The 18,039-nt window shown below is 54.2% G+C and carries 17 protein-coding genes and 1 pseudogene; 6 read left to right on the plus strand and 12 right to left on the minus strand.

Annotation, left to right across the window (positions count from 1 at the left end):
- Positions 1-17 precede the first annotated feature (17 nt).
- The 4 genes and pseudogenes from ACZ5GQ_RS01845 to ACZ5GQ_RS01860 all read right to left on the minus strand — a co-directional run.
- A pseudogene (locus ACZ5GQ_RS01845) lies at positions 18-395 on the minus strand (AAA family ATPase); the annotation flags it as partial.
- On the minus strand, positions 388-1,452 hold the full coding sequence (locus tag ACZ5GQ_RS01850) for an AIR synthase family protein (RefSeq protein ID WP_498856956.1): 1,065 nt from the start codon (positions 1,450-1,452) through the stop codon (positions 388-390). The pseudogene ACZ5GQ_RS01845 and the gene ACZ5GQ_RS01850, both read right to left, overlap by 8 nt.
- On the minus strand, positions 1,446-2,438 hold the full coding sequence (locus ACZ5GQ_RS01855; RefSeq protein WP_498856957.1) for a methionine synthase: 993 nt from the start codon (positions 2,436-2,438) through the stop codon (positions 1,446-1,448). The genes ACZ5GQ_RS01850 and ACZ5GQ_RS01855 overlap by 7 nt, the downstream gene beginning before the upstream one ends.
- Entirely contained in the window at positions 2,438-3,421 is a 984-nt protein-coding gene (locus ACZ5GQ_RS01860) for a methylcobalamin--homocysteine methyltransferase (protein WP_498856958.1), read from the minus strand. The genes ACZ5GQ_RS01855 and ACZ5GQ_RS01860 overlap by 1 nt, the downstream gene beginning before the upstream one ends.
- A gap of 141 nt (positions 3,422-3,562) precedes the next feature.
- Between ACZ5GQ_RS01860 and ACZ5GQ_RS01865 the strand changes: the two genes are divergently transcribed.
- Positions 3,563-4,756: a thiolase family protein gene (locus ACZ5GQ_RS01865; RefSeq protein WP_498856959.1), complete on the plus strand. Its 1,194-nt coding sequence runs from the start codon at positions 3,563-3,565 to the stop codon at positions 4,754-4,756.
- Here ACZ5GQ_RS01865 and ACZ5GQ_RS01870 read toward each other — a convergent pair.
- From ACZ5GQ_RS01870 to thsB, 7 genes are all read right to left on the minus strand, one after another.
- Positions 4,753-5,715, minus strand: a complete 963-nt coding sequence (locus tag ACZ5GQ_RS01870) for an acyl-CoA thioesterase (RefSeq protein ID WP_498856960.1) — start codon at positions 5,713-5,715, stop codon at positions 4,753-4,755. The two genes, ACZ5GQ_RS01865 and ACZ5GQ_RS01870, sit on opposite strands and share 4 nt — an antisense overlap.
- 191 nt (positions 5,716-5,906) lie before the next feature.
- Positions 5,907-6,362: a Fur family transcriptional regulator gene (locus ACZ5GQ_RS01875; protein WP_498856961.1), complete on the minus strand. Its 456-nt coding sequence runs from the start codon at positions 6,360-6,362 to the stop codon at positions 5,907-5,909.
- 97 nt (positions 6,363-6,459) lie between these two features.
- Entirely contained in the window at positions 6,460-7,695 is a 1,236-nt protein-coding gene (locus ACZ5GQ_RS01880; protein WP_498856962.1) for an Nre family DNA repair protein, read from the minus strand.
- Between the two features lie 9 nt (positions 7,696-7,704).
- Positions 7,705-9,729 carry a beta-CASP ribonuclease aCPSF1 gene (locus tag ACZ5GQ_RS01885; RefSeq protein WP_498856963.1) on the minus strand — a complete coding sequence of 675 codons (2,025 nt, stop codon included), beginning with the start codon at positions 9,727-9,729 and terminating at the stop codon, positions 7,705-7,707.
- Positions 9,730-9,771: 42 nt separating this feature from the next.
- Positions 9,772-10,401 carry an archaeal proteasome endopeptidase complex subunit beta gene (psmB, locus tag ACZ5GQ_RS01890; protein WP_498856964.1) on the minus strand — a complete coding sequence of 210 codons (630 nt, stop codon included), beginning with the start codon at positions 10,399-10,401 and terminating at the stop codon, positions 9,772-9,774.
- Between the two features lie 102 nt (positions 10,402-10,503).
- Positions 10,504-11,571: an NAD(P)-dependent glycerol-1-phosphate dehydrogenase gene (locus ACZ5GQ_RS01895; RefSeq protein ID WP_498856965.1), complete on the minus strand. Its 1,068-nt coding sequence runs from the start codon at positions 11,569-11,571 to the stop codon at positions 10,504-10,506.
- A 175-nt stretch (positions 11,572-11,746) separates the two neighbouring features.
- On the minus strand, positions 11,747-13,429 hold the full coding sequence (thsB, locus tag ACZ5GQ_RS01900) for a thermosome subunit beta (protein ID WP_498856966.1): 1,683 nt from the start codon (positions 13,427-13,429) through the stop codon (positions 11,747-11,749).
- Between the two features lie 129 nt (positions 13,430-13,558).
- On the opposite strand from thsB, the gene ACZ5GQ_RS01905 reads away from it, so the two are divergent.
- From ACZ5GQ_RS01905 to arcC, 3 genes are read left to right on the plus strand one after another with little or no spacing between them, the layout of a single operon-like run.
- Positions 13,559-13,786, plus strand: a complete 228-nt coding sequence (locus tag ACZ5GQ_RS01905; protein ID WP_498857340.1) for a 30S ribosomal protein S17e — start codon at positions 13,559-13,561, stop codon at positions 13,784-13,786.
- 16 nt (positions 13,787-13,802) lie between these two features.
- Entirely contained in the window at positions 13,803-14,561 is a 759-nt protein-coding gene (locus ACZ5GQ_RS01910; protein WP_498856967.1) for a phosphoribosyltransferase family protein, read from the plus strand.
- A 24-nt stretch (positions 14,562-14,585) separates the two neighbouring features.
- Complete coding sequence (arcC, locus tag ACZ5GQ_RS01915; RefSeq protein WP_498856968.1) at positions 14,586-15,503, plus strand: carbamate kinase; 918 nt, start codon at positions 14,586-14,588, stop codon at positions 15,501-15,503.
- On the opposite strand, the gene ACZ5GQ_RS01920 is transcribed toward arcC, so the two are convergent.
- Positions 15,500-15,961 (minus strand): acyl-CoA thioesterase, encoded by a 462-nt coding sequence (locus ACZ5GQ_RS01920; RefSeq protein WP_498856969.1) that lies wholly within the window; start codon positions 15,959-15,961, stop codon positions 15,500-15,502. The genes arcC and ACZ5GQ_RS01920 overlap by 4 nt on opposite strands.
- A 77-nt stretch (positions 15,962-16,038) precedes the next feature.
- On the opposite strand from ACZ5GQ_RS01920, the gene ACZ5GQ_RS01925 reads away from it, so the two are divergent.
- Positions 16,039-16,488, plus strand: coding sequence for an Lsm family RNA-binding protein (locus ACZ5GQ_RS01925; protein ID WP_498856970.1), 450 nt, complete (start codon positions 16,039-16,041; stop codon positions 16,486-16,488).
- On the plus strand, positions 16,488-18,038 hold the full coding sequence (gene tgtA, locus ACZ5GQ_RS01930; RefSeq protein WP_498856971.1) for a tRNA-ribosyltransferase family protein: 1,551 nt from the start codon (positions 16,488-16,490) through the stop codon (positions 18,036-18,038). Before ACZ5GQ_RS01925 ends, tgtA begins: the two co-directional genes overlap by 1 nt.
- Position 18,039 lies beyond the last annotated feature (1 nt).

Genomic DNA, 18,039 nt, shown 5'->3' on the forward strand with positions numbered 1-18,039 from the left:
GAGCCCAGCGCCTCAGCCATAACGTTCTCAAGAACCTTACGGCGGGGCCAGCCCCTTGACAAGAGCCTCTCGAACAGGACCAGCGGGTTTAGCCTGAGGAGAATAACAAAGGGCACCAGCTCGTTAAAGCCTTCGAAGTCCAGGAAGAGCGACGGGTAGTGCGTGGGCACGATGGTGCAGGGGCTCAACTTGTTTAATATGGAGTTTACGAGCCTCTCCTCATCAATTATGAGGGTTCCTGGCCTCTCAGGGTCCGGCCTTCCCAGGCCCTCCTTCACAGCTACCTCCGACGGCTCAACTATACTACACCCCAGCTCCTCCGAGAGCATACTTGAGAGTGTGGACTTGCCAACCCCCGGAGTCCCGGCCACTATTATTGCTAGCTGCTCAGCCATCAGGTTCCCTCCCTCTAGACCACAGCCTGGCGACCTCGTCCTCAGGCGGTGACGAATACTCCTGCTCTGAGCTCTTCCCTTTGACTATTAACTTAGGGCTCCTGGAGCTCCCTCCCACTACGCCTATGACTGACGACCTAGCCCCAAGCCCTGCGAGCAGCTCAAGGGCCCTCTCTTTGTTCTCAGGCCTTACAGTGACTATGAAGGAGCCGCTCCCCATGGACTTGAGCGGGTCTATTTTAAGTGCATCAAAGATTTTTCTTGTTATGCCCTCGACTATGATGCTGTCCCTATATATTGTTATATCGTGCCCAGAGGCCCTGGCGACCTCGTAAGCGGCGCCTATAATGCCCCCCTCAGTTACGTCATGCATGGAGGTGACCAGCCTCCTTTCCGCTAAGGGAAGGGCGTAGTTCATTATGCTTATCCTTGAGATCAGCGAAGAGGCCTCACTGATGTCGTTCTCGCCGAGCCCAGCCTTAAGGAGTAAATCTTTGAAGTCACTTGCTATTATAGCTGTGGCCTCCATGGCTGTCGGGTTAACCTGTATGACCAGGTCCCCCTCCTTAGCCCCTGAGGTCGTGACTATGTTGTCGTGCCTGCCGCACCCCATCACTGTGGCTATCACTATGGCGTGGCTCAAGCCTGGAGCTGCCTCTGTGTGGCCACCCACTATCTCTATTCCCAGCCTCCTGGCCTCCGATGAGAGCTCGCTCACTAGAGCGCTGAGCGAGGAGATCAAAGAGCCCACGGGCATTAGCACGTCTACTAACATCCACTGAGGTCTTACCCCCCTTACAGCTATGTCATTAGATGCCACGTCAACCGCCAGGGAGCCGACGCTGAATCGGGACTCAGTTATTGGGTCGCTGTGGACGGCCATGACACAGCTTCCCAGGTCTATTAGTGCCGCGTCCTCACCTATGGCTGGACCCATAACAGTTGACGCCCAGCCGAACCCCCTTACTCTGGAGAGCACCACTTGTTCAAGAACCTCTTGGGGCAGCTTGCCTGTCCAGCCGCCCTCATAAAGTCTTATGATATTGTCATCTACCATTCGCTCCTGGCCTCCGAGGCGGCCTTAACCATGTTGATTAACTTGGCCTTAGCGACCTCGCGAGGCAACGGCTTAAGGCCGCAGTCCGGGTTTATGTAAATCTTCTCAGGAGGCAGCAGGTCAAGTTTCATTAGCTTCTCTATGGCCTCCTTTACTTCCTTCACCGTTTCAACCTGCATGCTGTGGACATCTATTACGCCGTAGCCGAGCTCTTTGTTGTAGCCGTACTCCTTCAGGTAGGGCAGCAGCCTGAAGTTGCTATTCTTGAACTCTAGCGCGAACTGGTCTACGGGGTAATCCAGTATATAGGGCAGTATCCTCTCGAGCCTCCCATAGCATATGTGAACTATCCTCTTGGCCTCTACGCCAGAGAAGACGTAGCGTAGCGCCTCTCCCGCCAGCTCTGCCTCCTCCTTCCAGGGCCTTGTTGAGAGCGCAGGCTCGTCCACCTGTATGTACTTAGCGCCGGCCTTAACAGCATCTAGGATTTCCTCCCTTATCACCTTGGCCAGCGCCATGATGAGCTCGCTTCTGTCCTTGTAGTACGTATTGAAGCTCCACTCCATCATGGTATAGGGCCCTGTTATTATAAACTTCACGGGTCTCCCGCCGCTTATTGATGACGTGTAAAGCCAGTCCTCTACTGCAAGCTGTGAGCCTCTGGCGAGGGGGCCCCTAATTATGGGCTTCCTGAAGTACATGTTGTCATAAATTCTCACCCACTCGCCCTCCTCATAGCCCTGCACCCTCTGCGCAAAGTAGACTACCATGTCTTCGCGTGACTGCTCGCCATCGCTGATTATATCCACCCCAGCCTCTAGGTAGTCCCTCACGACCTCAGCTATGGGCCCCCTTATGAGCCTGTGGAACTCCTCCTCGGAGATCTCGCCGCGGTCCCTTCTCTTTATTAGTTCGCTGGCCTCCGGGAGCTTTGGGTAGCTGCCTATCACTGTTGTTGGAAACTTTGAAGGCACCTGGTAACTCATTACGGCGTCACCTCCCTAAGCTTTTCAGTTATGGCGGAGAGTAGGTAAGCCTTTCTAAGGCTATATGTATATGGTATTACGTCAAACCAGGTAGTGGTGGTGAGGCCCACCTCTTCGTCACTTGCCTCTTTGGAGACCTGAAGCACCCAACTCTTTACCTTCTCAAAGTCGTCATCCTCTATTCTCCTGGCGTCTATGACCCCTAAGATCGGTTTGTGGCCCCCAAGGCCCTTCTTTGCTACAAGCGAGAGCGCCCTAGCTGGCGCGTCGGCTACATCTATGGAGAGGTACGTGGTTTTTACGTTCAGAAGGGCCTCATACACATCCTCCCTGGCCACGTCAAAGTATATTGATACGGCTGTGGGCACCTTAAGCCTAGCCACTATGCTGTTTATGAGCTCGACGCCTAATATCGCATCGTCCCTTGAGAGCTCCTGCTCAGTCATGTAAGGCTCGTCTATTTGTATGAGCGCTGCCCCCGCCTCCTCCGCTGCCTGGGCCTCCATAGCTAGTGCTGACGCTATGCTCTCCGCCAGGTCATCCTTGCTCAGCTCACTTGCATTCTTGGACATCATGAGGAACGTCAGGGGGCCTGGTATGACGGCTTTCAGGGGGTTTGGCTCTGCTATGCTGCTGAAGGCCCTTATGCGCTGGGGCCATACGAAGTGATCGGGGTCCGGCCTGTCTGTGAACACAGGCACCCTGTAGAAAAAGTTGTTGTCAAAGTACCTTAGAAGGCCGCTTGCCGTTACGTTCCTCCATGCGCTAACGAACGGCCTAAATATATCATGCCAGTCAACCATTCCATCGACAACATACCTGAACCCAAGGGCCTCCTGCGCACCTACTATGGCGGCCTCCTCTGCGGTCACGCTCCACTCTATGTAAACCTGTGAGCCTGCACCCCTCTCTAGGTCCCTTAATGCGTGCCTTGCCTCCCTCGTGCGAGGAAAGCCTCCAAGCACCATGGACCATAACTTCAATAATTAACACCCCCTCTCCCAGTGTTAGGGGGTCTTTTAAGCTTGAGCTGTATGACCTGGCACTGCCTGGCCCTTAACCTTATTAATGTCCCATGAAGAGCCATTATAAGCCTCTAAGTTCCGTCAGAGCTAGGGCGCGGCATGCCCAAGTTTAAGCAGAACATTTACATAGTAGATGGCGTTAGGACACCCGTCGGCAAGTTTGGAGGCGCCTATAAGGACGTACCGGCTGTTGACCTAGCAACGTTCACGCTTAAGGAGACTCTTGAAAGGGTAGGCCTTAAGCCATCGGACCTCGACATGTTAGTCTATGGGCATGTAATAAGGGCTGGCACCGGCATGGACTCAGCCAGGCAGGTAGCGATAAAGAGCGGGGTACCTTACCACATAGACTCCATGACTGTTGACATGGTATGCGCTAGCGGCATGGCCGCCATAATAACGGCTGCCAACTACATAGCTTCGGGCTCCTATAACATAATTGCCGCGGGCGGCATGGAATCTATGAGCATGGCTCCCTTCATAATTCACTCCTCTGCAAGGTGGGGAGTTAAGCACCTCATAGGCAGGGAGTGGCAGATCTTAGATGCCATGGTATATGACGGTCTCTGGGACGTGCTCCTTAACAAGGTTATGGGGGAGGAGGCCGACATGACAGCGGCTGAATACAATGCCCCAAGGGATGAGCTGGACAGGATATCGTATGAAAGCCACGAGAGGGCGGCTAAGGCTTGGGATAACAACCTGTTGAAAGACTTCGTGGTGCCCTATGAAAGGAATGGTAAGGTGCTGTTGGACTATGATGAAGGAATAAGGAGGGACACAAGCATAGAGAAGCTCAAGTCGCTGCCTTACGCCTTCAGCAGCAGGGGGCCTCACACAGCGGGCTCCAGCAGCCAGCTCAGTGATGGAGCTGCGACCCTTCTCATAGCTAGCGAGGAAGCGGTGAAGTCGCTTGGGCTTAAACCTATAGCGAGAATAGTGGGCTTTGCCTACCACGGCGTTGAGACCTGGAGGTTCCCCGCGGCGCCTGTTGGAGCTGTGAAGAAGCTGCTTGATGATGTAGGGTGGACAATAGACATGGTTGACTACTGGGAAAACAACGAGGCCTTTGCGGTGAACAGCTACATAATGCACAAGGAGCTGGGAATACCATATGACCGCATGAACGTTCACGGGGGTGCCATAGCCGTCGGCCACCCGTTAGGCATGAGCGGCGCGAGGATAACCTTGGAACTGATTAACGTCCTGAGGAAACATGGAGGTAAGAGGGGAGTGGCGTCTATATGTCATGGGCTTGGAGGGGCAGCCTCCATAGCCATAGAACTGGTCTAAGGGGCTAGCCCCCTCTGAGCCAAAAGCTCCCTGACTTTCTCAGCGTTTTCCCTGAAAGCCTGAAGTCCCTCGAGTCTCAGGCGCCTCCTCTCTTCAGCCTCAGCGATTAGTTTCTTCTGCCAATCCTCGGTCGGCGTGAAGGGCTCTACGGGCTCGCTTCTGCCGGTGGGGCCTATGTGAACCAGCGTAAAGTAGCTTGTAGTGGTGTGACGCTCCTCGCCAGTTATCTCGTCCCGCTTGATAACCTTAGCCATCACCTCCATGCTTGACTTGCCAACATAAGTCAGCGTGCTGTAGGCTACTATAGTCTCTCCTAACAGTATCGGGGTGTAAAAGTCAGTGCTGTCTACAGAGGCCGTTACCACTGGTCCATGAGCATACCTAGTAGCCACTAGGGCTGTCACCTCGTCAAGGAGCCTCATGAGCCTCCCAGCGAAGAGCGTGTTTATCTGCATAACGTCCTCAGGCATCACGACCTTGTTACTTACTACCGTGTACTTATCAAGAAGGCCCCTAGGAGGGGATGTATCAAAGACTCTCCGCTTCCTATCCCTTATTCTATCCTCCCTGGCCTTCCTTCTCTTAATGGCGTCCTCGTAGAGGGCCTCCTCCTCCGGAGTCCTGGGCTCTATGCAGACCCCCACGGGGACAGGCCTTAGGTCTCTCCCGACCGCCACATAAGTCATGTGAGCTAACGTCGTTAGCCTCTTCTCATTCATTATTGGGTTCTCTGCCTCCACCAGGAGGCTGAGGTCAATGCTGCTGTTACCAACGTAGTCAACCCATGCAGTTATTATAGCGTTCTCACCAACGAGCACTGGAGAGAGGAAATAGAGGCTTTCAAGGCTTGCTAATAGTGTTGGCCTCCTTGCTATCCTGGTGGCCTCCATACTTGCAACCTGAACCATCCAGTCCTCCATGATGCCTCCAAATAGCATCCCCAGAGGGTTAGCGTGCATGGGCAGAGCCTGAAACACCGATGTCATGGCAGTCTGTAATGGTGAGAGCGTTCTTTCACAGCCTGCTCGAGACACCTGGACCACCACCCTAGGCGCCAGAGTATGTTTTAATTAAAAAGGACAGCACGGCACCCTGCTACAGAAGTCAAACATCCTCACGACTACATAACTGGCTCAGCCAATGGTAGAACTTAGGATTCCGCCTCGGGTTCCTTAACCTCGCTCTTCTCTCCATTACAGTAGGCCTCGACTACTATCTTCTTGACGTTAAGCCCCTTTGACTTCAAGGAATTCATAACCATAGATGCTACGTCACCGTCAACATCGAAGATCTTGTCCGAGTCTAGGCAGTACACGTTTATGTGAGGAGTCGGCTGGTCTATTCTCAGCTTGTCGTTAACTATAAATGTGTCCACTACGCCCATGCTTTCCAACATCTTTATAGTATTATAGACTGTAGAAATGCCTACGCGGGGGAGCTCCTCCTGCGCAGCGTCAAAGAGCTCCTTAAGCGATGCGTGCTCCTTGACCTTTGATAATATGAGCTTAGTTAAGAGGACCCTCTGCGGTGTTATCCTCTTATCCTCGGAGCTTATCTTCTCTAGTACCTCTTGCAGCCTTAGCTTTACCCACTCGTCCTCTGCCATGGCCAGCACTCTAGAACCCTTTAGTGTTGAAAAGCTTTTATATTTAACTTTATATCAATACAGTTGCTGCCCACTAAGCTAAGTTACGACGCCTTGATTACCTTAGGAAGTCCGTTAGCTTTCTCGGCCTTGCTCTAAAGCCTAACAGGGAGCTCTGGGCCAACACCTCCTGAGGGCTTGCCCTGAGCCAGCTAGCCGCATACTCTGAGGCCTTCTGCACGATATCGAAGACCTTCGGCTCGCTAAACATGGCCCTCCTTATGGACTCGCGTATGTGCCAGTTGCCCACAGGGGCGTAGTATGTGGGCAGCACCTCCCTTAGAATGACTACGTCTGCCTTCCTCGCCAAGCTTACCAGGCCCTCAAGCACGGCCAGACGGGCCGCGGAGAAGCCGCCATCCATAGTTGAAGTCCTTCCGAGAGGGTCCTCCTCTACCCGCTCCACTATTGGTTTCTCTGCCTGCTGCGTCCAGAGCCCCCTGGGGTGCCACACCTCTATCCACTCAAAGGTGCCTTCGCCAGGCATAAGTATTATTAAGAAGCGGTTCCCCAAGTACTCCGCCTCCCTAACTTCAACATTGTCTATGCTCCTGAAATCCCTCACCTTCATCCTTAGCTTCCTTGAAATAATGTCATCAACAGCAGTTATTGCCCACCTTGTTGGCACCAGCCTTCTGGCCCTAAGCCTTCCGAGGAACCCAAGGCTTAGCATGTCCTGTATCTTATAGACGTCGATGCCCGCCTGGTAGAGCTCCCATATTATGTCCTCGGCTTTAGCGTCGTCCCAGATAGCCTCCTCGGCCTTCCTCTGAAGTTTGGGGGTCCCGCTCACAACCACCTTCTCGGCCGGGGCCCTGGGCCCCATGGGTTTTGTTATGCCGTCGAACTTGAGCTGAGGGAGCGGCAGCGATCTCAGGACTACATCGCTTTCAACTGGCCTCTCAGAGAGGGACGCCAGCCCCAGCTCCGTCTCATACAGCCTCCAGGGCTCATGAACGTCAAGCTTTACATAGGCGGATACCATCTCCCCCCTCAGTTTCACTATATTGCCAAGGGTCTCCCTCCTCTCAGCCCATAGCTTAGGCGCGTCATAGTATGCTGCCTCGTCCGAGGACTTGCCAGGGGGCACCATATAGTAAAACGAGACCTTGGGGTACCCATACTCGCCTACCAGCACGCTCGGAGGAGTAGAGCCCGTCACGTCCTTCCCGTTTATCCTTTGCACCGCGCTTACCTGAACCCTGAATCTCTCCAGTATGGGGCACCTAGGCAGGCCGCAGAGGAGCTTGTAGCCCTTGCACCTGGCGCACAGCTCAGGGGGTATGGAGGGCAAAGTGCTCCCTCAGCTGTAAAGTAGTGCGTTGTGCAGTTTTGAGGATCTGGGGTACACCCTTATGGTCTCAAGGTTCTCAGGCACCACAACCTCTGGGGATGCCTCGAAGCCGAGCTTGTCCCACCTGCTCTTAATGGTTGAAGCCAGCGCTGAGAGCCCGGCAGGCTCGCCGTGGTTAAGTATTATGGTCCTGGGCTTCGGCGTGAGCCTCCTCAGGAAGGCCAGTAGCTCGCTCCTGTTGGCGTGGCCTGAGAAGCCCTCTATCCTGGCGACCTCGAGGTTCACCTTGTATGTCTTGAGCTTGTTCTCGTCCTCTAGCTGCACCTCCCGCTCGCCTTCGACTATTCTCCTGCCAAGGGTCCCGGCCGCCTGGTAGCTCACGAAGACCAGCGAGTTCTTCGGGTCACCCGCCAAGGCCTTGAAGTACTCAAGTATGGGACCTCCTGCCATCATTCCGCTCGTTGAAATTATTATTGCTGGCCCCTGGCTGTATATGGCCTCGTCCCTCTTGCTCTGATCGTTCACAAACACCATCTGCGGGCCGATGAACGGGTTCGCACCCTCGTTAAGTATCTGGTCCCTTATCTCCTTTGAGAGGAGCTCTGGGTAAGCCGTGTAAATGGCTGTAACCTCATATATTAGCCCATCTATGTAGATGGGCATCTCTGGTATTTTCTTCTCCTGCATAGCCTTGTTGAGGAGGACCATCATGTCCTGCGACCTTCCCACTGCCATAACTGGCAGCAGCACCTTGCCTCCTCTCTTGTAGGTCCTGTTGATCAGGTCTATCAGCTGCTGCTCGGCCTCTTCGCGGGTGGGGGTCTCCGTGGCCCCATAGGTGCTCTCCATTATTAGCGCCTCAATGCGGTGGAACTCCGTGTTTGCAGGAGGCTGGAGCCTCAGGGCCTTGTTATCCCTCACGCTATAGTACTTAAGGTCCCCTGTGTAGAGTATGTTATAGAGGCCCTGGCCTATGTGTATGTGCACTAGGGCAGATCCCAGTATGTGGCCAGCGTCGCTGAAGGTGAGCTTTGCGTCGGGCGAGAGGTCAGTGACAACGTCATAGTTCACCGTTATGGTATGGTTAAGCATGGTAATCAGATCCTTCTGCGTGTAGGGAGGCTCCTTGCCCTCCTTTATGTAGAGGTTTATGAAGTCCTGCAGCATGAGGGTCGCTATGTCGCGCGTAGCTGGGGTCATGTATATGGGCCCACGGTAGCCGTACTTGTAGAGCATGGGGGCCAGGCCCACGTGATCCATGTGCGCGTGTGATATGACTACGGCGTCCAGCTCGTCAAGCCTTAGCTCAGGGGCGTCAAACATGGGGTAAGCGTCGGGGCCAAAGCCGCTCTGGGCGAAGCCAACGTCGAGCAGGATCTTGCTCTCCGAGGTATCTATCAGTATGCAGGACCTGCCAACCTCTCCGAAGCTTCCAAGGCCCGTTATCCTTACATAACGTGGCCCTGAGATCATGTCCCTGTAGATCCTCTCCCCTATCTCCCTGAGGGCGTGCCTCCTCTCGCTTGACGCCATAAGGTAAAGCGTGTTAAGAGAAGCTAACGTCTTGCTGACCAGGGGCGGCTTCCTCTGCACCTCAAGCCTCCATCCTGTGGCCGCCAGAACCTGGTTCCTGAACGTCTTGCCTTTCCCTATTAGCTTTCCAGGCTTGTCGGTCAGCACCCTTACCTCCCCGAGGACCTCGTCAAACTGTATGTCGCTCGGGTCTATGGTGACGTCCTGAGGGGCGTTCTCGAGAATGTACTTTATCGTGGCCTCCCTTGTCGCCCTGGCCTTCGGGTCGCTCCTCACAACTATTCTCTTCCTGAGAAGCTTGGCGGGCTCCTTTACCTTCTCCTCGCCCTCTAGCATCCACTTAGTGTTCTTGACGTAGATCGCTATCTCCGGGCCCTCAAACTCTATCTTAGCTATCTCAGCGCTGCCGAGGTTCTTGTATATCTCCTCAACTATTCGCCTTCGTAGCTCAAGCCCTGATAGCAGACGCCTCCCTTCGCCTGGCTGAGACTGGCTTTCCAAAGCTGCACCACCGCAGGAACGGTCTACGGTTCCTGTGAAAGATTAGCGTGGCTGAAAAGGTATAAACTTTTCCTGATAGGTAGAGCGACCTATTATCGTGACGTCTATTCCGTCGCCCGTGGCAGAGTCCCTGAGTATGGCTGACCTTATGGCTTCAGCGGCCAAGTTTACAGCGTCGTCTAACGATATGCCGTCCTTGTAGCCTCTCTCTAGGACCCCGAGGGCCACCGGGGAGCCTGATCCTGTGGAGGTGACCTTCTCCTCAGTGACCCCTCCATAAGGATCTATGGCGTAAAGGCGTGGCGCTGTGTCATAACCGCCTACTATCAACTGAACCAAATACGGGAAGTACTTACTTGATGAGAGTATATTTGCCAGGAGAGTTGCCATACCATAAACGCTCAGCCTCTTGCCCCTGTCAAGTTCATAGTACCTGGCCTCCTCCCTCACGGCATCGGCTAAGGCCTGCGCGTCCGCCACAAGGCCTGATATGGTCATTGCGGCATAATCTGTAAGCTTAACTATCTTCTTAACGCTGCGGCTCGCTATCAGGGTTCCAGCCGTGGCCCTCTTGTCCGCCGCAAGAATCACATAGTCACCTGCTATTAGACCCACGGTTGTTGTTCCATGCCAGCCCCTGCCGTATTTGTCTGGCGCGATATAACTGAACATCTTCTTCACCGGTGGTTCACTGTACGGCAGATTTTTAAAGATGCATTCTGCGAACCTTACTTGACTCCGCCAAGGGTTTTAGTGTGACTACTTAGCCGGACGTTAATAGTCCGCCCCTTCAATAACTTTAGTCCTGGTCGCCAGCTCCTCTGCGGCGTCCCTCGTTAGGCCCCTCTCGCCCAGTATAGTGTACCTCTCAGGCCTTATAGAAGCGGCCTTTACTAGGGCCTCTATAATTTCATCGTCGGTGACCCCTAACTCCTTAGCGTTAACTGGGGCCCCCGCCTCTTTCAATAGCCTCCTTATGCGGACCCAGTCCTTGCCATAGAGGTACGACATTAGTATCGTGCCTACGCCCACGGCCTCACCGTGAAGAGGCGGATTCCTGCTTATCATCTCGAGCGCGTGGGCAAACAGGTGCTCAGACCCGCTGGCGGGCCTGCTGCTCCCAGCTATGCACATAGCCACCCCGCTGCTTATCAGGGCCTCCACCAGGGCCCTTATGCCATCCTTACTGCCAAGGCCTATCTTCCTGGCGTACGCCCCCACGTGCCTTGCGCTCATGAGTGCCAGGCTGGCCGCGTAGGCCCCGTAGTACTCGCCCCTAAGGTTGTGGGCTAGCTTCCAGTCGAGCACAGCTGTGTACTTCCCTATCAAGTCGCCGAAGCCTGCGGAGGCGAGCCTCCTTGGCGCTGACGAGATAATGTCTATGTCCAATAACAGGAGCCTCGGCGGCTTAGCTAACTTTGAATACGGCCTTTCAAACCCCCTCAGAGTTGCAAAGGGGCTCGTTATACCGTCATGACTAGGCGCCGTGGGCACGCTAACGAACTCCTTGCCCGATTCGGCCGCGGCGTACTTGGCTAGATCTATGCTCCTCCCGCCCCCTAAGCCTAGGAGTATGTCAGCCCTGTCTTTCCTGGCCTCCTCTGCAACCCTGTTGGCCTCATCTACGGTCGCGGGCCCCGCTATGGTGTAGGCTACGCTAAAGCCCTTATCTTCAAGTATCTCCTTAACCTCGTTATACACTGAGCTTACTATGTGGGGCCCGGTAACCACGAAAACTAGCAAACCGCTAGGGAACATGTCCTTGAAATGATCCCCAAGGCTCTTCAGAACCCCATCTCCAACCACAATCCTTTTCGGCAGTTCAATTATGTGCTGATCCATCACGAACCTCCAGGGTGCGCTGCAGGCCTAACAATAAAAGGCAGCTATAAAGCGGCGCAACCTCTAGGGCTTTGGCAAGAACTAACACAAAAAGGGGCCAAGATAGTTGCCCCTGAAGAGAACCCTTTTACTGAAAGGAAAAACGGCTGCCTCTAATTACGTAACGTTGCTCCCCTCAGTCGCTTGAGCTTGATGTGCTTGAGGTGCTTGACGAGGACTCCTCTTCCTCGCCGCCCTCCTTCTTGCTCGAGCTTGGTCCAGTTGAGCTCTTCTTCGCGGCTACCATGTCATCAATTCTCAGTATCAGCGTCGCGGCCTCAGTTCCAGCCTTATATGCGTTCACCTTTACCCTGAGCGGCTCTACCACGCCGTTGGCCCACATGTCTACTATGTTGCCTGTGTTTAGGTCTATGCCGTACCACTTCTTTGACGGATCCGAGTGGGCGCTCCTGAGCTTCATGAGTATGTCTATTGGGTCGTAGCCGGCGTTCGTGGCCAGCGTCTGCGGCAGAGCCTCGAGCGCCTTCACGAAGGCTTCAACTGCCAGCTGCGTCTTGCCTGGGACGCTCTTTGACCACTCCCTCAGAGACTTAGCCACCTCGGCCTCTACGGCGCCTCCGCCTGCAACTATCTTGCCGTCCATTATTGCGTCTGCCACGGCGCTCAGCGCGTCATGTATAGCCCTCTCGGCCTCGTCCACCATCCTCTCAAAGCCTGCGCGTATTAGTATGGTCACGCTCTTCGGGTTCTTGGCGCCCTCTATGAAGACCATCTTGTCCTCTCCTACCTTCCTCTCCTCGACCAGGTCGGCGTAGCCGAGGTCCTCAGGCTTGAGGTCATCGAGGTTAGTTACTATCTTGGCACCGGTAGCCCTAGCTATCTTCTCTATGTCGCTCCTCTTCACCCTCCTCACGGCAAGTATTCCCTTCTTGGCCAGGAAGTGCTGGGCCACGTCATCGATGCCCTTCTGGGTTATCACGACGTTGGCGCCGGTGGCAGCTATCTTCTCTACCTTGTCCTGCAGTATCTTCTCCTGCTTGTCGAGCAGCCTCTTTATTGCGTCAGGTGACGATATGCTTATCTCCATGTCTATCTCAGGCTTCTGTATCTCGAGCGGGGCGTCAAGCACGGCTATCTTGGCGTGCTCAACCCTCTTTGGCATGTCAGGGTGAACAACCTCCTTGTCTATAACAATGCCGTTCACCAGCTGAGTATCTGTAAGGGCGCCGCCGTGCTTCTTGACTATCTGCACGTTATTTATGTCAACATACCACTTGTCGCCCCTCTTCTCAGCGACGGCTCTCGCGGCGTCAACTACTATCTTAGCGAAGTACTCCCTGGCCTCGCCGACGGCTTTGCTGTTGAGGCTGGTCATGGCAACCTTCATTAGTTTGTCAGTGTCATCTATGGACACGGGCTCTGCTATGCTATTAAGGACCTCTATTGCCTTATCAACTGCGCTCTTGTAGCCCTGTATTATTATGGTTGGATGTATGTTCCTGTCTATGAGATCTTCGGCCTGCCTGAGCAGCTCTCCGGCAAATATTACTGAGGTCTTGGTTCCGTCGCCCGCCTCCTCATCCTGACCCTTGGCAGCCTGGACCAACATCTTGCCAGCGGGGTGCTGTATGTCCATCTTGTCAAGTATCGTGGCTCCGTCGTTGGTTATAGTTACGTCACCAAGGCTGTCAACCAGCATCTTGTCCATGCCCTTAGGACCATATGTAGTCTTGAGGATCTCCGCCACCGCAATGGCAGCCATCATGTTGTTGCGGAGGGCTTCCCTGCCGGCCGTCCTCTGAGTGCCCTCTTTGAGTATAATCACTGGAACTCCCATAGTTTCAAGCTGTGAGGCCATAGCTTATTCACCCGCCTTGATGTTCCTTGAATTTATGTTAGAGTACTTCTATAAAAGCTTTTCTGAGGGGTTAGAGCCCTCTTCCTAATGCTTTTAATGCCTGACCTCACAGGGGCTCTTGGTGGTAAGATGGGTAAGGTTAGGACAACATTGGTCAAGAGGACTGCCAGGGAGCTCCTGGCTAAGTACCCTAACCTGTTCACGGAGAGCTTTGAAAACAATAAGAAGGTAGTGTCGCAGCTGACCTACTGGTCCTCGAAGAAGCTCAGGAACCAGGTGGCCGGATACATAACCAGCCTGGTAAGAATTAACAAGGAGAGGCAGAAGCGCCTGAGCGAGGAGGCTAAGGCCAGCTGAGAGGGCTTGAGCCCCCTTGCCAACTACTAAGGTAAAGCTCCTAGCGGCGCTAAAGGACCTAGCGGGAGGGGCCCAGGAGGTACTAATTGAGGGAGGCAGCTGGACCGAGGTTCTCAGGAAGCTGCTCTCACAATACCCGGGGCTCAGCCCCGTGATCGCCCAGGACGGAACCCCTAAGCCTGGATTTCTAGTCTTCGTGGACGGCGTTGACAGCAGACTCCTTGACAGAGGCCGCCCGGCTAAGGAGATAGTCATACTTCCAGTGAATCATGGAGGGGATGACAAGTTCCAGTGGATAACGTGGAGCCAGATAGACGAGGCAGTAGAAAAAATAGCCGAAAAGATAAATAGCTCTGGCTTTAGGCCCGACGCCATAGTGTGTATAATGAGGGGCGGCCTGATACCTGGGAGGCTGCTGGCCGACAGGCTGGGGGTCGAAGACATAGGCACATTGGAGGTGAAGCTTTACATATCCCCAGGGCAGAGGGGGGAGAGGCCCTTCCTGAGGCAGCCTCTTACGCTTCCAATAAAGGACAAGAAGGTCCTACTAGTTGATGACGTGAGTGACTCGGGGCTCACGCTTCAGTTCTCCGTGCAAGCGCTCTCGCTTTATATGCCCACAGAGATAAGGACTGCGGCACTTTACATAAAGCCCTGGACCAAGCTGGTTCCTGACTATTATGCGGACCAGGTGAGCAAATGGATAGTATTTCCGTGGGAGGCAAGCGAGTTTAAGAGGGAAATTAATGGAAAGGAAGGTTCAAATACTCGATGAGCTCACGGCTTAACGGCGTTCACAATGCGCGTAGTGATAGCCCTGGGCGGTAACGCCATACTTAGAAAGGGCGAGAAAGGGAGCCCTGAGGAACAGTGGAGCAACGTCAGGAGGACGGCCTCACTCATAGCAAAGGCCTTCCAAAATGATGAAATAATAATAACCCATGGAAATGGACCGCAGGTGGGCTACCTGCTCGAGGTTATGAACATAGCTAAGGGCTACCCTCCTCAGAGCATGGACCTGGCCGACGCAATGACCCAGGGTTGGCTGGGCTTCATGCTTCAGATGGCCCTGGAGGAGGCCTTCCAGGGCAGGCGGAGGGCGGTGGCCATAATAACGAGGACCCTCGTAGACGCTGATGACCCTTCCTTCAAGAACCCAACGAAGTTCGTCGGCGCTTACTTCAGTGAGGCCGAAGCTAAGAGGCTGTCCTCAGAGTACGGCTGGGTGTTCAAGCAGGATCCCAGGGGAGGCTACAGGAGGGTGGTGCCAAGCCCCGAGCCCCTGGACATACTTGAGGCAAGCTTAATAGAAGAGCTCGCCAGGGAGGGCATCATAGTTATATCGGTAGGGGGAGGGGGCGTACCTGTCATAAGGACCGAGGAGGGCCTAAGGCCAGTTGAGGCTGTCGTAGACAAGGACCTCGCGAGCTCCCTGCTTGCAGTCAAGCTTAAGGCTGACCTCTTCATAATTTTAACCGACGTCAGAGGGGTCGCCGTGGGCTTTGGGAAGCCCAACGAGCGGTGGCTTGACGAGGTCTCCGCTGACGAGCTCGAAGAATACTACAGGAGAGGGGAGTTCCCCCCGGGCTCCATGGGGCCCAAGGTCTTGGCTGCCCTGAGGTTCGTCAGGTCAACGGGGAGGACGGCAATAATAGGGGGCCTTGACGAGCTGCCAGAAGTAATAAGGGGTTCATCAGGTACAAGGATAAGGCCTTAGCCTGACCTCTTCGCGATATCGTCAGCCTCTTCGCGCAGCCTGGCGCCCACGGCAAGCAGCTTCTCCTTCAACTCACGTGGCAGCTCCACGGATCTTCCTAGGCTCTCATCATAGGCTACCGTAACTATTGTGCACTTGGCTGCCAGCCTGTTCGTGGTCTCATTGTAGATCTCGTATTCATATGTAAGGCTGCTCCTGCCTATTATAATGCCAGTTATGTCTACCCTATAGAAGTCCCCGGGGCCCAGGGGGCTCTTGTAGTCACACCTAGCGCTGACCCTTGGCATTATTAGCCTCTTACCGGGGCGGCTGCTCTGAGTAAAGCCGAGCCCTGCCAGGAACTCCTCTTCCGTCCTCTCGCAGATCCTGAAATAATTAGAGAAGTGCATCCAGCACGCCGCGTCTGTCTCGCTCCAGTAAACTCTATAAGAGGCCGAAAATATGGGCCTGGAAGCCATACAGGCCACCTAGCGTTAGCGTCTAAATACTGTTTTTATTCCCTTTATCCACAGCTCTAAAGTTAGGTGTAGGCGCTATGTCAATAGCCACAGAGCCCGCGCGGAGGTTCACAGCAAAGCTTAACAGCCTCATAGATCACGTCGTCAACGTCACGACCAGCGACGGCAAGACCTACACAGGCAAGCTGACTGGCTTTGATCCCTCAACGCTCTCGGTTGTAATAGAGGAGGCTAAGGACCCCTCCGGCAACCAGTGGCCCATCATAATAATAAGCGGAAGCCGCCTGGCCGAGATAAAGGTTGGGGAGTCTGAGGTATTTAACGCCAAGGAGTTCATGGAGTTCCTGCTCAGGTTCGGCAACATAGACAGGTCACAGGTCAGGGTTTATGAGGACGCTAACGTTGTTGAGGTCAGCAGAACCATAAGGGTCTCAAAGAACGGCGTAGAGGGCTCGGGCCCCCTGGCGCAGAAGGTCAACACGCTCTTCAGAGAGTACCTGAGGACTAAGGGGGTCGTAGTTAGCTAATGCCTAGCACGTTCAGGATTAAAGACTTTGAGCTGGCGGGCAGAATAGGGATCCTTGAGACAGCCTCAGGCCGTATCGAGACGCCGGCCTTTTTTCCGGTGGTGGATCCGCTGCGCCAAGAGATCAGCCTACAGGATATCAAGGAGGCAGGCTTTAACCAAGTCATAACTAACGCTTACCTGCTTTACAGGAGGTTTGGCGACAAGGCAAAGGAATTGGGGGTTCATCAAATTCTAGGCTTTGATGGAGTTGTAATGACTGACTCAGGAGCCTACCAAATGCTGGAGTACGGTACCATAAGCGTTGACCAGAGGACTGTCGTCTCGTTCGAGAAGGATATAAAGAGTGACATCGCTGTAATCCTAGACCACCCCACGGGCGACGTCAGCAGGGGCCTGGCGGAGCAAAGCGTTATAAACACTTTGAACAACGCCAGGGAAGCCATTTCCTATCTTGACCTTGAGAACTCCAAGACCATATGGGTTCTCCCGATACAGGGAGGTAAGTACCTTGACCTAGTTGCCAAGAGCGCCAGTGAGTCGGCGGACCTGCCTTATCCCATGTACGGGATAGGGAGTCCCACAGTCTTCATGGAGAAATATAATTATAAAGTGGTTGTAGATATGATAGGTACGGCCAAGAGGTTCCTCAAGCCTGAGAGACCCGTGCACCTCTTCGGGGCAGGCCACCCGCTGATATTTCCCTTTGCAGTGGCCCTAGGCATTGATACCTTCGACTCCGCCTCATACATGTTATATGCAAGGGACGACAGGTATATAACGGACTACGGCACCGTAAAGCTTCAGGAGCTGGAGTACTTCCCCTGTTCATGCCCGGTGTGCAGAAAGTACACCCCCAAGGACCTGCTTGAGATGCCCGCTGAACAGAGGAGGAGGCTACTCGCGATACACAACCTCTACGCAATAAAAAGGTCAATAGAAAGGGTCAAGCAGAGCATGAGGGAGGGAAGGCTCTGGGAGCTCTTAGTTGAGGTCTCGCACTACCGCCCAGAGATGCGGGAGGCGCTGAGGGCCATAAGCAAGTACTACCGATACATGGAGTCGTTCACGCCAACCAGCAAGGGCGGCCTCCGCGGGGTCAGGCTGTTCTCTGTAGAGAGTACGTGGAATCCAAGGATCGTAAGACTGAGAACCTGGGTGCTGCTTCACTACAGGCCTTCCTCTGCCATGGTCAGGCTGAGCCCCCTGCTGAGCAGAAGCGGCATGTGCCAGCAGTCCAAAAAGGCTGATGAGCAGTCCCTGGCATATTACGTTCCATACCTGGGCGTTGTCCCCGAGGAGATCTGCGGGGCTTACCCGACGGCCCAGTTCAGCTATGGCGAGCCTGTGCCAGACGATGTTATCAGGGATCTGATCAATTTCCTCAGGGCGCTAGTAATAAGGCTCAGGAGGGAGGGCCATGAAGTCATGGTTGAGGCCACCCAAAGGAAGCGCTGGAGCTTAGAGGCCGGGTTAGAGATGCAGAGGATGGGCCTGAAGGTCCTATGGACGAGGGACTCTAAGGGAAGCTTAAGGCCTGCCGTGAGCTGAA

It is taken from the genome of Caldococcus noboribetus (assembly GCF_055389385.1).

Excerpts from the sequence above, each read along its gene's own strand:
- ACZ5GQ_RS01850 (WP_498856956.1), bottom strand. The coding sequence starts at position 1,452 with ATGGTAGATGACAATATCATAAGACTTTATGAGGGCGGCTGGACAGGC.
- ACZ5GQ_RS01855 (WP_498856957.1), bottom strand. The coding sequence starts at position 2,438 with ATGAGTTACCAGGTGCCTTCAAAGTTTCCAACAACAGTGATAGGCAGC.
- ACZ5GQ_RS01865 (WP_498856959.1), top strand. The coding sequence starts at position 3,563 with ATGCCCAAGTTTAAGCAGAACATTTACATAGTAGATGGCGTTAGGACA.
- ACZ5GQ_RS01870 (WP_498856960.1), bottom strand. The coding sequence starts at position 5,715 with ATGCACGCTAACCCTCTGGGGATGCTATTTGGAGGCATCATGGAGGAC.
- ACZ5GQ_RS01875 (WP_498856961.1), bottom strand. The coding sequence starts at position 6,362 with ATGGCAGAGGACGAGTGGGTAAAGCTAAGGCTGCAAGAGGTACTAGAG.
- psmB (WP_498856964.1), bottom strand. The coding sequence starts at position 10,401 with ATGTTCAGTTATATCGCGCCAGACAAATACGGCAGGGGCTGGCATGGA.
- ACZ5GQ_RS01895 (WP_498856965.1), bottom strand. The coding sequence starts at position 11,571 with ATGGATCAGCACATAATTGAACTGCCGAAAAGGATTGTGGTTGGAGAT.
- thsB (WP_498856966.1), bottom strand. The coding sequence starts at position 13,429 with ATGGCCTCACAGCTTGAAACTATGGGAGTTCCAGTGATTATACTCAAA.
- ACZ5GQ_RS01905 (WP_498857340.1), top strand. The coding sequence starts at position 13,559 with ATGGGTAAGGTTAGGACAACATTGGTCAAGAGGACTGCCAGGGAGCTC.
- arcC (WP_498856968.1), top strand. The coding sequence starts at position 14,586 with ATGCGCGTAGTGATAGCCCTGGGCGGTAACGCCATACTTAGAAAGGGC.
- ACZ5GQ_RS01920 (WP_498856969.1), bottom strand. The coding sequence starts at position 15,961 with ATGGCTTCCAGGCCCATATTTTCGGCCTCTTATAGAGTTTACTGGAGC.
- ACZ5GQ_RS01925 (WP_498856970.1), top strand. The coding sequence starts at position 16,039 with ATGTCAATAGCCACAGAGCCCGCGCGGAGGTTCACAGCAAAGCTTAAC.
- tgtA (WP_498856971.1), top strand. The coding sequence starts at position 16,488 with ATGCCTAGCACGTTCAGGATTAAAGACTTTGAGCTGGCGGGCAGAATA.